13 protein-coding genes and 2 pseudogenes are annotated in these 13732 nt (G+C 56.6%); 8 read left to right on the forward strand and 7 right to left on the reverse strand.

The features are described from left to right. Nucleotides 1-289 precede the first annotated feature (289 nt). From ACM0PK_RS02610 to ACM0PK_RS02620, 3 genes are read left to right on the forward strand one after another with little or no spacing between them, the layout of a single operon-like run. Nucleotides 290-595 (forward strand): helix-turn-helix transcriptional regulator, encoded by a 306-nt coding sequence (locus ACM0PK_RS02610; protein WP_049440233.1) that lies wholly within the window; start codon nucleotides 290-292, stop codon nucleotides 593-595. Continuing rightward, a complete protein-coding gene (locus ACM0PK_RS02615; protein WP_049440231.1) occupies nucleotides 595-939 on the forward strand; it encodes a hypothetical protein in 345 nt (114 codons plus the stop codon). Before ACM0PK_RS02610 ends, ACM0PK_RS02615 begins: the two co-directional genes overlap by 1 nt. Further along, nucleotides 939-2393: a YfjI family protein gene (locus ACM0PK_RS02620; RefSeq protein WP_308304172.1), complete on the forward strand. Its 1455-nt coding sequence runs from the start codon at nucleotides 939-941 to the stop codon at nucleotides 2391-2393. Before ACM0PK_RS02615 ends, ACM0PK_RS02620 begins: the two co-directional genes overlap by 1 nt. Before the next feature lie 126 nt (nucleotides 2394-2519). On the opposite strand, the gene ACM0PK_RS02625 is transcribed toward ACM0PK_RS02620, so the two are convergent. From ACM0PK_RS02625 to ACM0PK_RS02635, 3 genes are all read right to left on the reverse strand, one after another. Next, entirely contained in the window at nucleotides 2520-3245 is a 726-nt protein-coding gene (locus ACM0PK_RS02625; protein WP_049440227.1) for a MobA/MobL family protein, read from the reverse strand. Nucleotides 3246-3499: 254 nt separating this feature from the next. Beyond that, nucleotides 3500-4960 carry a hypothetical protein gene (locus ACM0PK_RS02630; RefSeq protein WP_152906952.1) on the reverse strand — a complete coding sequence of 487 codons (1461 nt, stop codon included), beginning with the start codon at nucleotides 4958-4960 and terminating at the stop codon, nucleotides 3500-3502. Between the two features lie 62 nt (nucleotides 4961-5022). Further along, nucleotides 5023-5106 carry a DUF4113 domain-containing protein gene (locus tag ACM0PK_RS02635; protein WP_111144187.1) on the reverse strand — a complete coding sequence of 28 codons (84 nt, stop codon included), beginning with the start codon at nucleotides 5104-5106 and terminating at the stop codon, nucleotides 5023-5025. Between the two features lie 489 nt (nucleotides 5107-5595). On the opposite strand from ACM0PK_RS02635, the gene ACM0PK_RS02640 reads away from it, so the two are divergent. Beyond that, a complete protein-coding gene (locus ACM0PK_RS02640) occupies nucleotides 5596-7371 on the forward strand; it encodes an oleate hydratase (protein ID WP_004146476.1) in 1776 nt (591 codons plus the stop codon). Nucleotides 7372-7434: 63 nt separating this feature from the next. Here the strand turns inward: ACM0PK_RS02640 and ACM0PK_RS02645 are convergent, their stop codons facing one another. After that, nucleotides 7435-7632: a hypothetical protein gene (locus ACM0PK_RS02645; RefSeq protein WP_141650939.1), complete on the reverse strand. Its 198-nt coding sequence runs from the start codon at nucleotides 7630-7632 to the stop codon at nucleotides 7435-7437. Next, nucleotides 7629-8102 (reverse strand): transposase, encoded by a 474-nt coding sequence (locus tag ACM0PK_RS02650; protein ID WP_080355749.1) that lies wholly within the window; start codon nucleotides 8100-8102, stop codon nucleotides 7629-7631. The genes ACM0PK_RS02645 and ACM0PK_RS02650 overlap by 4 nt, the downstream gene beginning before the upstream one ends. Between ACM0PK_RS02650 and ACM0PK_RS02655 the strand changes: the two genes are divergently transcribed. Both ACM0PK_RS02655 and ACM0PK_RS02660 read left to right on the forward strand, forming a co-directional pair. Beyond that, on the forward strand, nucleotides 8053-8292 hold the full coding sequence (locus ACM0PK_RS02655; protein ID WP_141650940.1) for a lipocalin family protein: 240 nt from the start codon (nucleotides 8053-8055) through the stop codon (nucleotides 8290-8292). The two genes, ACM0PK_RS02650 and ACM0PK_RS02655, sit on opposite strands and share 50 nt — an antisense overlap. Then, a complete protein-coding gene (locus tag ACM0PK_RS02660) occupies nucleotides 8289-8876 on the forward strand; it encodes a DUF488 domain-containing protein (protein WP_080355748.1) in 588 nt (195 codons plus the stop codon). The genes ACM0PK_RS02655 and ACM0PK_RS02660 overlap by 4 nt, the downstream gene beginning before the upstream one ends. Nucleotides 8877-9019: 143 nt before the next feature. On the opposite strand, the gene ACM0PK_RS02665 is transcribed toward ACM0PK_RS02660, so the two are convergent. Together ACM0PK_RS02665 and ACM0PK_RS02670 are read right to left on the reverse strand one after the other, a co-directional pair. Then, nucleotides 9020-9199: a hypothetical protein gene (locus ACM0PK_RS02665; protein WP_152906951.1), complete on the reverse strand. Its 180-nt coding sequence runs from the start codon at nucleotides 9197-9199 to the stop codon at nucleotides 9020-9022. A gap of 61 nt (nucleotides 9200-9260) precedes the next feature. After that, nucleotides 9261-10151, reverse strand: a pseudogene (locus ACM0PK_RS02670) (IS3 family transposase); the annotation flags it as partial. A gap of 61 nt (nucleotides 10152-10212) precedes the next feature. Here ACM0PK_RS02670 and ACM0PK_RS02675 point away from each other — a divergent pair. Together ACM0PK_RS02675 and ACM0PK_RS02680 are read left to right on the forward strand one after the other, a co-directional pair. Continuing rightward, nucleotides 10213-11367 carry an IS30 family transposase gene (locus ACM0PK_RS02675; protein ID WP_049439365.1) on the forward strand — a complete coding sequence of 385 codons (1155 nt, stop codon included), beginning with the start codon at nucleotides 10213-10215 and terminating at the stop codon, nucleotides 11365-11367. Between the two features lie 411 nt (nucleotides 11368-11778). Beyond that, a pseudogene (locus ACM0PK_RS02680) lies at nucleotides 11779-13668 on the forward strand (methyl-accepting chemotaxis protein); the annotation flags it as partial. Nucleotides 13669-13732: the final 64 nt, after the last annotated feature.

Genomic DNA, 13732 nt, shown 5'->3' on the forward strand with positions numbered 1-13732 from the left:
GTACGGGCAAGAGGCAGTTCAGGTCCTGCGCGGACAGATGATGGAACGGACCAATTTGTGTGCGCAGATGACGAGATATGCCAGGGAGCGAAAGCTCCCTGGCATGTAAGCGATTGATTTTTATTTGAATTTCTCGGTTGTGAGCGTGCATGGAAAAAACCTGGATTTTTTTTCCCTGTACCCGCAACAGCAGCATATCGACACTGATCACGTCGGAGGCCAATCCCCTTCGATAGGAAACCGGCCGGATTCCTTCCTGAAACGTCCAACACAACGAAGGAATCAACAAATGAAGCACATGACGTCCAGTCTGCGCCAGGGCGTAGACAAAAGCATGCCTTTGGCTGAGGAGAACAACACTGGCTGGAAAGCAGGGTGGCCGGATAGCCCGACGCTCCGCTTGAAGGAGCTGATCACGCTGCTCCGCGTCAGCAGGAGCAAGGCATACGAGCTGATGAAGTCCGATCCGGACTTCCCGAAGGGCATTCCGCTCTATGACAGTGAACTGTCTCCGAAGTTCTACTGGACGCATGAAGCCATGGCATGGGCTGAAGGCCGTGCAGTGAAGTTCCGTCGTGCGAAGGAGGAGAAGTGATGATGGCTAATTTTGCAATCCACTCTTCGCCGCTTGACGCGCTCACGCACGCTTTGAGTGAACAGTCGACCAAGGGGAAGGGCAGGCTGGAGCAGGACTTCAGGCAGGCCTATCCGATCCTGGAACAGCACATCGCAAAGAAGATGCGCAAGAAGATCCTGGTAGATCAGTTCAATGCTGCGTACAAGCATGAGCTGAACCTGATTCAGTTCCGAAAGCTGCTCAATGAGGAGCGTGCTCGTCGCCATGCGGAGGGCGATGCTGCTCGGTGCCAGAGCTGTGGCCATCTGTTGGTCGAGGCTGAAGAGCAGACCGCGTTTGGCGCGGCAGAGGAGGATGCATGATGACTACCCATTGGCAGCGTTATGCCCCCAAATATCCCCTGGAAAGCTTCCATCACATTGCGCGTGAGGCTGGTCTTGAGCTCTTCCGCAACGTGCAGGTTCCTGATGCCATGGTTGGCATGGGTCTCATCAATGCCATCTCGATGGCTTGCCAGGGGCTGATTGATGTCAAGTTGCCAACCGGGCAGACCCGGCCTGTAACACAGAATTTGATGCTTGTTGCTGAGTCTGGTGAGCGCAAGTCGACGGTGTTCGAGCTGCTGCAGGCGCCTTTCCGCAATGCAGATACGAAGGCGATGACTGCGTTCAAGCAGCAGACTGAGGCTTATGAGATCGAGTACGGACTCTGGACGGCCAAGATGAAGGGGTTGAGGAGCGCGATCAGTAAAGCAGTTGCAGCAGGTAAGTCTGCGGAAGCACTCGAGTCACAGCTGAAGGAGTACGCAGAAAAGAAACCTCTGCAGCCTCGCTTGCGCTGCTTCCTGCGGCAGGACATCACGGCCAAGGCCATTATGGAGGCCGTTCAGGGTGATGGTGAGTCCATCGCCATCACGACTGATGAAGGTCACATGCTGTTCAAGAGCGAGGCAATGGCGAATGTGGGCTTGCTCAATCGTCTCTGGGATTCACCAGGAATGATGCCGTTGGATCGAGCGGAGAACGAGCATCTGATTGCGATGAATCCGCGCGTGTCTGTGAGCATCATGACCCAGTACGAACCGCTCAAGCAGTTCCTCAATAGGCGAGGCTCTGTCGCAAAGGGGAGTGGGCACTGGGCACGCTATTTGGTCGCGTGGCCTCGCTCCATGATGGGCTATCGGCGAATCGAGGACGTGGAACCGGTGTGGGAGCATTTGCCGGCATTCCATGAGCGGGTCGCGGAGCTGTTGTTGAAGTACAAGGAGCTTTCAGCCTCGGGCGCCGTTGTTCGTGAAGTGGTGTCCTTCTCCATCGATGCCAGGGCACGCTGGGTAGAGTTGGCATCAGAAACTGAGTCTTTGCTGCGCGACGGGGAGTACTTGAGCGATATCAATGACTTCGCGGCAAAGATCATGGAGATCGTGGCACGACTCGCTGCATCGATGCAGTACTTCAGTGGAGAAGGAGGTGACATCACCCTCGATACGATCAATCGTGCCTTCGAGATCGTTCGGTGGCATGTTGATGAGTACAAGCATCTGTTCTCACCTGCGTTCGTGGTATCGCAGGATCAGGCCGATGCTCAAGCTCTGGATCGGTATATGCATGCAAAGTGGTGGAGAGGGATTTATTCGGATACGTGCGTTCCCAAGAACCAGGTTTTGCGCTGTGGACCTGTACGTAACCGAGCAAGGCTGAATGCAGCCATCTCGGTTCTTGAAGGCCAGGGAGCAATTCAGATCTGCAGTGGGTACCGGGACAAGAGGACGTATCTGCGCTTGATGAATCACTACTTTGACCGGAGGGCGCTGTAAGCGGTCTTTATACCAAGTGAGCCCCGGCGATAGGCCGGGGCTTTTCTAACGTGGTCAGCAGGTGTCATTGCGATTCTGCGACTTTGTCGCAGAATCGCTGGGTGAGGTACTGGCCTCTGTCCGATTTTAAGTGACTGAAGCTACCTGCGCTTCTTTACGGCATTGAGCATACTGTGACTTCTCTGCATCTGCCATCTCCTTGACGAAACGTTGGCCGAGGTGGCGCTCCGGTGACCTGGCAATGCCCTGGTCGCGCAAGCTGCGGTGGTCTACACGGGCGGAGTATCCGTTCTCAGCAAGGAACTGATTCTGGGTGTCCGCTACAAGCTTTCGCTGTGCCGTCACCTGCTGCTTCAACTCCATTGGGCTCTTTCCGCCACTATCCTTGCGGCAACCGCCTGCGGAAGGACTCTTGGCGTTGTAGCGGGCGAAGGTCTGTTCAGGTGTACGTGGGATGCCATCAGGCAGTCTGTCCGAGCACATCAGATGGATGTGCGGGTTCGGATCGCCACCGAGTTTTCCTTCAGGAGCATGAAGCGCGTATTGGTAGGGTTTGATCCCTGCGAGATTCTTTGCAAGCCGGTCGGCAAGTTCGACCTGCTGTTCAGTACTGAGCTCACTCGGAAGAGTGATTTCATGTTCTCGGTACACTGCTCCGTTGGCACGCTCATGCTTGTCAGCAACGCTCCAGAACCGTTTCGGATCATCTCCTGCCCATTCGGGCATGTTCCCATGTCCTGTTTGGATAAGGTCCTCCTTGTCACTATGAGATCCTTTACGATCGATATAGTTGGCGTGCCTGCGTGCACTACCTTTCTTGCCGCTTTTGATGCTGTAATGGAAGCTTGCCATTGCTGTATCACCCTTTCTCTAAGGAGAATAAAAAGCCGACAAGAGTGGTTCTTGTCGGCCACAGGTAGATACTCATGATCGAAGAGTGTTTTGATTAGATAGAAAGGGTAAGTGCGCGTACCACACCCTGCCTGTAATCTATCGTCAGTTCTATTTGATTCCTATTCCCTTGGATTCCTTTCATTCTTCGTGTTGTTGCTTCGAAGGATGTAAGTGAGTTTCTACATATGTATAAGGGTGATGTAAGTTAAAAATTACATTGCGCGCGAAGTGGCTTGATCTTCGATGTATTGAATAAGGTATTCGCAAAACATGTTGATATTTGTCTCGTATTCGTTGCCTGCTTCAAGATCGAAATGAGAGTGAGCTATGGTCATGTGCTTCAGATATACGATCTGGAATCTCATAAACGCTTCCATTCGGTTGCTGCGGCCGAAAAGTAATGCGTAGGCGATGCAATATCGATGATAGAGGGTGAGCATCGCGCCTTGCGGGATGTAGTCCTCTTCATATAGCTCTTCGATGTCTCTTGAGGTGTCCAGGTGACTCAGTAGGCGAAATACAGTTTTCTCGCTTGAGCTCTGTCCTTTCCAGTAGGGCGTGTACTTCGTTTTGATCTTCTTTTGTATCGTTATGGCTAAAAGGGCTGCAACGCAGTCGGCCATTGAAATGTTGACGACGTCATGATCTGTTCTGTGCCATTCGTGGAAGACATAGGCATGCAGAACCTTCTGCGTTTCGTCGGCTATGTTTGTGATCTCGCTGGATCTCAACTCATAACCAGTGGCTTGGTGAACCAAGCGTGCCAGCTCATTTGCATTGGTTTGCAGGAAGGAGTGAATAGCTGCGAGTGATGTGACAGGACGCAATAGGGCATCGCCCTCCGACGGTGAGGAGAGGGCGTGAGTGAAGAGTGGCTCTATCTTGTATTTGCTCAGCTCTTCGTTTTCTGATTCGACAATCCGCTGGTACTCGCCAACGAAGTGCAGAAAGGGAAGTGTTAGTAAATAGATGTATAACCTTTCGTGTATGGGGCCGGCTTCTGTGTTGGCTGGAAGTGGTGATGGCCTATATGACTCTATTTCACTTGATGCAAATCTTATTGTGGTTGTTATATACCAGTCTCTGTATTCCCCGTCGTCTTTGAATATTTCGTAGATCGGGGCGATGAATTCCATTATTTTTTTTGCATATATTTCAATTAGTTTTGATGGTGTTGATTTGTTGATGTGGATGTGTTTAAGTCTTTCATCGTTTATCTCAAGCTCAAGTGTAGACATGAGTTGAGATGCCGCTCGAATGGTCTTTTCGTTCCTTGGTGTATTACGTTCTATCCAGTGTTCAAAAGTGGCTTGGGATGGCCCTGGGAGGGAGATTCTTTCGAAAAGTTGTCCCTTAAATGATCTGTTGCTGAGATAGAGTAGCTTGATTGTTTTGATGGTGGTGATTGGTAGTTTTGAATTTATCGATGATATTTCTATATTAAAGTTTGATTTGATGAAATTGATCGCCCCCTCTAAATTCTCTTTAGTTATTTCCTCTCTGTATATGGCTGGATTGGATTTTTGGCTGCCTTTTGGCTTATGTGGGGGCGTGCGGTTTAGCTCTTCCAAAAGCTCTTTGATGCTTCCGGTCTCTGATTGGCTTGATTTTTTATGTCTTTCAAAGTCGAAGCGCGGCTTGCACTTCCCTGGTTCGATGTTGCTGCCTGACATTTTCAACCGCCATCCTTTTGGTTGTATTTAGTGTTTAATGGTTGCTGTTTCGCCGGTATTTGTCAGCACGCCGGCAGAAGGTCGCTCCACTTCGTTGTATAGCTGGGAGACAGCGAATGCAATATGGGCCGCCATTGAGCGTTGATAGATACTTTGGACTGCTCGCCAGGTCTGGTGGCACCAACCCGCTAGCCGACGGTGCCCATTCCTGCGGTGCCTCTGCCGAATTTCGCGTTGATCTGGTCTAGCACGGCCATGGCCCGCTCTGCTTTCTCACCGGGCCTGACACTCTGGTACAAAGAGAGTACATACAACCGCTGCCTTTGCCGAAGGCAGCTTGACCGGCAGGCGATCCACTTATCGGATACGGCTTGGCTGTTCAAACAGACGGGGCCAGCTCTGTATGACCGGATCGCTGCCGGCCGGGAACCCGCGGTGTGCCCCGTTGCCGGGCGACAGGGCGGCGGCCACGACGCGCCCCCTCGCCACCACGATCGCCCCTGCACTGCGAACCCGTCATTCGCGCGGCGCGTCTGTCGGTTCGATTCTTCATCCATTCTTATCAGATGCTTTGCGAATGTTCTCCCTGATCGCTGGCTGGGGCCGCGATCGACCCCTCAACCATGGAGATCGACATGTACAGGAGCAGTGGAAACTTCGAGGCGTTCTCGCGCCCCCCCAAGCCCGAAGGCGTGGAGGGCCGCCGTGCCTACTTCGTCGGTTCCGGCCTGGCCTCGCTGGCGGGTGCGGTGTTCCTGATCCGCGACGCGCGGATGCCCGGCAGTGCGATCACGATCTTCGAGGAGCTTGCGCTGCCCGGCGGCAGCATGGACGGCATCCTCGACCGGCACAAGGGATTCATCATCCGCGGCGGTCGCGAGATGGAAGCGCACTTCGAGACACTGTGGGACCTGTTCCGCTCGATCCCCTCGCTCGATACGCCCGATGCCTCGGTACTCGACGAGATGTACTGGCTGCACAAGACCGACCCGTCCCGCAACCCCTGCCGCGCGATCCACAACCGCGGCGAGCCGATCGAACGGATGCCCGACCTCACGCTCACTCCAGGAGCGGTGGAGGAACTGATCGCGCTGGCGCTGACCCGCGAAAGCGAGCTGGACGACAAGCGCATCGACGAAGTGTTCGGCGAGGAATTCTTCGCTTCGAACTTCTGGCTGTACTGGGCCACCATGTTCGCGTTCGAGCCATGGGCCAGCGCGGTGGAGATGCGGCGCTACATCCTGCGTTTCGTCCATCACATTTCGACCCTGTCGGACCTGACTTCGCTGCGCTTCACCCACTACAACCAGTACGAGTCGCTGATCCGTCCGCTGGTGGCCTATCTGGAAGGACAGGGCGTCACCTTCCGCTACAACACGCAGGTCGACGACGTGCTGGTCACCGCGAGCGGCAATGGCAAGTTCGCGACCGCGATCCGGCTCACCAGCGACGGCGTCGCCGAGAAGATCGCCGTGGGTCCGAAGGACCTGGTGCTGGTCACCAACGGTTCGATCACCGAAAGCTCCACGTTCGGTGACAACGATACGCCGGCGTCCATCGTGACCGACCGCGGCGGCGCATGGTCGCTGTGGAAGCGAATGGCCGAGCGTGACCCCGCCTTCGGCCGTCCGGAGAAGTTCTGCGAGAACATTCCGGAGGCGAACTGGACGGTCTCCGCGACGGTCACGCTGACCGACGATCGCATCGTGCCGTATCTCGAACGGATCACGGGCCGCGACCCGCGATCGGGCGTGATCGTCACCGGTGGCCCCTGCAGCATCCAGGATTCAAGCTGGCTGTACGGTTTCAGCATGAGCCGGCAGCCCCACTTCGCCGAACAGGATCCGCAGAAGGAACTGGTGGTCTGGCTGTATGGGCTGTTTTCCGACAAGCCCGGCGACTACGTGCCGAAGACGATCCGCGAGTGCACCGGCGCGGAGCTGTGTGCCGAATGGCTGTACCACATCGGCGTGCCGGTGGACCAGATCGATGAGCTGGCGCACAACGCGGCCAGCACCGTGCCGTGCAACATGCCCTACATCACGTCCTATTTCATGCCGCGCGCGGCCGGCGACCGGCCGCTGGTGGTGCCGGAGGGCTCGCAGAACCTGGCGTTCATCGGCAATTTCGCCGAGACCGAGCACGACACGGTGTTCACCACCGAATACTCGGTGCGTACGGCGATGGAAGCTGTGTACACGTTGCTGGGGGTGGATCGCGGCGTGCCCGAGGTCTTTGCGTCGATGTTCGACGTGCGCGTGCTGCTCAGCGCGCTGTACTACCTCAACGATCGCAAGCCGCTGGACGAGGTGAAGCTGCCTTGGCTTGCGCGCATCGCCAGCAGTGCGGCCATCGCCAAGACCCGGGGCACCTATCTGGAGGATCTCCTGCGGGAGGCGAAGCTGGTCTGAGTGTGGCGGCGTCCGGGGTCCAGGCCGGCGCACCCTCATGCAGGCGGGTGGGCGAGGCGATGGCTACCCGCTGCTTGATGCCCCCGTGGGCGAGGCCAGTGGCGACGGCACGTGGGCCTGCAGGAAGGCCAGCATTGCTGCCAGCGTCTGCCGGCCTTCGTCGCTGTCGAGGTTGAATTGGTACTCGTGGCCTTGCGCGGGTTCGTGCCCTGGCGCGAAGAACAGGCTCTGTCGCGATCCCTGTGGAACTGACCTGATCATGCCGCCGCCGGCGCCAACCATGGATTGCGCGGCAAGTGCTTGAGCTTGGCGCACAACAGGTAGGCGATCGCGATCAGGTTCTCGTGGGTGGCATAGCCCTTCGCCCGCGCCTTGGCCGCCTGGATCTGGGCGTTCATCGTCTCCACGCTGGCGTTGGTGAGGCCACTCCGGAAGTGCTCGATGATCCCGGCCTTGTGCTCGCGCAGGGTCGCGCCAAGACGCTTGAACGGCGGCAGGCGGCTGCGGAGTGCCCAGCTGATCCAACGGTCCAGCTGGTGGTCGGCTTCTTCCGGCGACAGCCCCGCTGCGTACAGGCGTCGCAGTGCCTGTTTCAAGTGCCAGGCGCGCGCCGTCTTCAGGCCGCTGCGCTGCAGCCAGTGCATGGTGCACAGTTGCTTGTAGCTCCAGCGCTCGGAGTCCTTGAGCAGCGCCCAGCGGCTGCCTTTTCTCTCCGGCAGGGTGTTCGTGATGAAGGTTGACGTTGATTACCGAACGGTTTTAATTGGCGAGCCGCGACGACAAGGTCTAGTGCTTCTGCATCGAAGTCCGGTGATGGAGCCATCGGAAGCACGCAAGTGGCTGCGGATAGCTGAGTGCCAGGGCTTTGACACAGAAAACCTCGTGTGGCCGATTCATTCGGGGTGTGAAGGACCCCTATGAATGCTACGGGTCCTGCCGGCGGCAGCGCTAAGCTGGCTCCTCGCGATGAGTCCCCACGGCTGTGGACGGTAGGCCATTCCACCCGCACTTGGGAGGATTTTCGGGAAGTCCTACGAGTCCACGAGATCACCACCGTGGTTGACGTCAGGCGGTTCCCTGGCTCTCGAAAGTTTCCTTGGTTCGGTAGCGACGCGATGAGCGAGCAGTTGCCTCGGGACGGCGTTGGCTACGAGTGGATTTCTCAATTAGGAGGGCGGCGATCAGTGCTGCCGGGGTCGCCGAACGGCGGGTGGAGAAATTCGTCATTCCAGGGGTATGCGGATCACATGGCCAGCACAGAGTTTGCGGACGGGCTTGAGCAAGCCTTGGCTGCAGCTGCGCAAGGGCGCACGGCGCTGATGTGTGCAGAACTGTTGTGGTGGCGCTGCCATCGGCGATTGATTTCGGATCTCTTGGTATACCGCGGTCATCAAGTCCTGCATATCCAGACCAAACGAGCGGCTGAACCGCACCACCTCAATCCAATGGCCCAAGCGCTAGGCGAGGGCCTTATATATCCCCCGTTGCAGCGCAGTTTGCTTTAGGCCTTCAGAGTAAGCCCGCCTGTCTCCGCTTGGACTTCGCAGAAATGCTTGACTGAATTGAGGGCGGTCGTCATGATCCGGGGCCTCTACTGGGGAGTAGAACCGTGGGCCCGGTACGCCGGGCTCTTTTTCTCTACTGCTATTCAAAACGCTTCATCGAACGCGCTGTCCGTTCGAGCCCACTCTTTGAACGCACTCTTGACCATGTCTGTCACTTCCTTCCCGGAACAATCGCTTCTTTGAGTAACCGCTTCTGTGATGATATTGAAAGTAATCCAGAAACCGTCACTTGCCCCATAGAGCTTGTAGGCACTCTGGATCATTTCCAACTCGGTTTCTGTGAGGCACGGTTTCATCGTGGACCGGCCAGAGTTCCGTAGACACTCAGTCGCCGCTCTGCGCGTAGCGCCTCTCAAACTCTACCGGTGACAGTCCGCCAGCGGAACCATGTCGGCGGATGGGGTTGTAGAACATCTCGATGTAGTCGAACACGTCCGATGCAGCAGTGGCCCGTGTCGGATAGATCCTTCGCTTGGTCCGCTCCTTCTTCAATACGCTGAAGAAGCTCTCGGCCACGGCGTTGTCATGGCAGTTCCCGCGACGACTCATGCTCGGCACCATCCGGTGTGCCTTCAGGAACGACTGCCAATCGCTGCTTGTGAACTGGCAGCGCTGGTCGGAGTGGACCATCACCCCAGGCCCAGGCTTGCGGCGCCACGCCGCTGCCACCAACGCCCGCAACACCAGGTCACTGGTCATCGTCGGCGCCGTGGCCCAGCCGACGATCTGGCGCGAGTACAAATCCATCACCGTTGCCAGGAACAGCCAGCCCTCGTAAGTGCGGATGTAGGTGATGTCCGTGACCCAGACCTTGTTCGGAGCGGGCGGCGCGAAGTCCCGGTTGAGCACATTGGTTACCAAGCCCACGGGGCCACCGCGATGGCGCGGCTTGCGGCCATACCCGACCTGCGCACGCAGGCCCTCGGCCTTCATCAAACGCAGGACACGGTGCCGGCTGCAGTGCTCGCCGGCCTCGCGCAGATCCAGGGTGATCTTGCGATAGCCATACACGGTCCCGCTGGCCAGCCAGTGATGCTTGATCAGTCCTAGCAGGCGCTGGTCCTCGCGCTCGCGAGCGCTGGCGCCATGGTGCAGCCAGGCGTAGTAGCCGCTGCGTTGCACACCCAACACCCGGCACATCGCTACCAGACGGAACTCCCGGTCGTGCGCGTGCATGAACGCGTACTTCGCCCTTACCCCTTGGCAAAGTACGCGGTGGTGAGTTCAACCCGTCAATGCAACATGATCAACAGTTGCACTGATAGGAGCGAACGATATGGCAAGGATGGGGCGGCCCGGCATGTCTCGAGCCCAGAAGCGAGATCTATGGCGACGATGGAAGGGCGGCCAGTCGCTCAGCGACATTGCCCGCTTCTTTGACAAGAATCCGGGTTCGATTTTCGGGGTTCTGGCCGCGCAAGGCGGGATCGCGCCGAGGGAACGTCGCCGATCCGCCCGGTCGCTGAGCTTAATGGACCGCGAAGAGATATCTCGATGCCTAGCTTCTGGCCAGTCGTTTCGCCAGATTGCGCTCAGCCTAGGGCGGCCTACCTCGACGATTAGCCGGGAAGTGGCACGGCATGGTGGCCGTGACCGATATCGGGCCGCACATGCCGATGAGGCCGCTTGGGAGGCAGCCCGGAGGCCACAGTCTTGCCGGTTGGCCGATAACCCTCGTCTGCGCTGGTTGGTGGCTTGCAAGCTGGGCCAGCAGTGGTCGCCGGAACAGATCGCCGGCTGGCTTAAGCTGAGGTTCCCGCTCAACCAGGCACTGCAGGTGTCGCACGAAACGATCTACCGGAGCTTGTTCATCCAGGCGCGCGGCCTGCTCAAGAAGGAACTCCTGGCGCACCTGCGCACGCGTCGCCGTATGCGCCACTCAAAGCTGGCCACCGCGATGCCTCGCGGCGGGATCATCGACGCGGTATCGATTCGGGAGCGTCCGGCGGAAGTCGAAGATCGCGCCGTGCCAGGGCATTGGGAGGGTGATCTGATCACGGGCAGCAACAATTCCCACATCGCGACGCTTGTGGAACGGCACTCGCGCTTCGTGATGCTGGTGAAAGTGAAGGGTAAGGACACCAGCAGCGTCGTCTCGGCGCTGAGCCGGCAAGTGAAAACACTGCCAACCGCGCTGCGAAAATCGCTGACGTGGGATCGAGGCGGTGAGATGGCCAGCCACAAGAACTTCACCGTGGCGACCGACACGCAGGTCTACTTCTGCGATCCGCAAAGCCCTTGGCAGCGCGGTTCGAACGAAAACACCAATGGCCTTCTGCGGCAGTACTTCCCCGACGGCACGGATCTATCCCGCCATTCGCAGGCATTCTTGAACAAGATCGCCAGACGTCTCAACGAAAGACCTCGTAAGACCTTGGGCTTCCAGACGCCAGCCGCTAAGCTGAGCCAAGCCGTTGCGTCGACGGGTTGAACTCACCGGATGGTTGCTTGAAAACTAAGAATATCTTAGTATGCAACATAGGGTACATGCGCCATCCTTACGGTATTGCCATAGGGTGCGCGTGTGCGCGGCAAGCCAATCTTTGCACTAGAGAGCGGCGATACCAGTAGTGGGCGATGGCAGTTCATTGCCGAGGCCGACCCTCTCTACGACGGCTTGGGTCCATCCGCAGCTGCGCCCGTTGGGCAGAAAAGGCCCTCGCGATAACTTTCGGTCACTTGCTGTCGGATCGGACCCTTAAAGTTCAGCCAAGCGGGGCCGCTAAGGGGAGGAATATCGATAAAAATTCTACAGGATTGCGAGATGCGCTCATTCTTAAAGCAGGCACGGGCCCGAAGCCGTTTTCTTGTCGGGTGCCAGGATGAGCGTTCTCAAATTACTGCCGTCAATCGCGTGATGGCCGTCATCGAGTTTGATCTGGAGGGCAGAGTCCTGCACGCCAACCAGAACTTCTTGAACATCATGGGCTACAGTCTTGATGAGCTCAAAGGACAGCATCACAGCATGTTTGTGCCGCCATCAGAACGTATCGATGGCGACTACCGGACATTCTGGGACAGTCTCCGAGCCGGGAACTTCGAAGCTCGTCGTTTTCGCCGCGTTGGAAAAGGCGGACGAGAAGTGTGGTTAAACGCTTCATATAACCCGCTTCTGGACAAAGCTGGAAAGCCATACAAAGTCGTCAAGTACGCGACTGACATCACCGATCAGATGCATCGAACGAGTGAGTACGAAGGGCGCATTGATGCTATCGACAAAGTTATGGCTTCAATTGAGTTCTCGCTGGAGGGGACTATCCTGAGCGCCAATCAGAATTTTCTAAATACGATGGGTTATCGATTGGATGAGATCCAGGGCAGGCATCACAGCATCTTTGTCGATCTCAACACCAAGAATTCTGAGGGGTACGCTGAATTCTGGCGGAAACTCAGTCAAGGAAGGTTTGATGCCGGTCGCTACAAACGAGTGGCAAAAGGGAATCGGGATGTCTGGATACAGGCTTCGTACAATCCTGTACTAGATTCTTCAGGCTTGCCGTACAAGGTGATTAAGTACGCTACCGACATTACAGAACAGGTGACGATCTCTGCGGATGCAGAGGGGCGCATAAAGGCAATCGGAAAAGTCATGTCAGTCATCGAATTCTCGATGAGCGGACTGATACTCGATGCCAACGAGAACTTCTTGGCTGCGATGGGCTATCGGCTAGACGAGGTTCGCGGAAAGCATCACAGCATTTTTGTGGATGCAGACTATGGGCGCTCGGAAGAATATCGAAATTTCTGGGGAAAGCTAGGGCGTGGTGAATACGATGTTGGTCGGTACAGGCGCCTCGGAAAGCTCGGTCAGGAAATATGGATCCAAGCTTCCTACAATCCGATTTTTGACGCTTCCGGACATCCATTTAAGGTAGTTAAGTATGCAACGGACGTGACAGAGCAAGTCCGCTCCGCCCACGAAATGCGTCAACTGGTGATTCAAGCCACGGATATCGCACAGAACGTGCGTACCGCTGCTCGTGGCATCGCTGCTAGCAACCATGATCTGGCAGGACGCTCTATGTCTCAATCTGAGTTTGTCCGCCAGACTTCAGAGTCGATTGAAGGATTAGCCCACAATGTGCGCGCCAACTCCCAACATGCTGACGATGCCCGCCAGGTAGCCAAGAGCTCTGCGGATGCCGCTAAGCGTGGAGTCGCAGTGATCTCGGAAGTCGTTACGACTTCAGAAGAGATTAGGGCAGCCAACGAGCGCATGGCGCAAATAATCGGAGTCATTGACGGCATCTCGTTCCAAACCAATATTCTTGCGTTAAATGCAGCCGTGGAAGCGGCTCGCGCAGGAGAGCAAGGGCGAGGATTTGCCGTGGTGGCGCAGGAAGTCAGAAGCCTGGCGCAACGCTGCAGCGTTTCTGCTAAGGAAATACGCGACCTGATTGGAAGCGCTAGAGATCAAGTGACTGATGGAACGCGCTTGATCATGCAAGCCGGCAATGTCATGCAAGAAGTTCTCGGCGCTGTTCTCAAAGTAACGGCAACCGTCGAACAGATTGCGGGCGCGAGTCAGCAGCAGAGTGAAGGCGTTCAGAGCGCCAACCAAGCATTGCAAGCAATCAACAAGCGCGTTCAACAGGACACGCGTCTGATCGATGGGATTTCTTGCTCTGCCCGGGCATTAGAGGCGCAGGCTGAGGCGCTTTTCAGTATGGTCGCGAGCAGTGGAGGGGCATCGAACAGTGACTCTTCTAACATCGCTTCTTCTGCTGCCTAGAAATTTAGTAACTGAGTTAGATCGCTGATCTTCGCTAAGAACTAATGCCGCTGGACTGTATGGA

This window comes from Stenotrophomonas sp. FR010, assembly GCF_047520755.2.
In the GTDB taxonomy this organism is placed as follows: domain Bacteria; phylum Pseudomonadota; class Gammaproteobacteria; order Xanthomonadales; family Xanthomonadaceae; genus Stenotrophomonas; species Stenotrophomonas sepilia.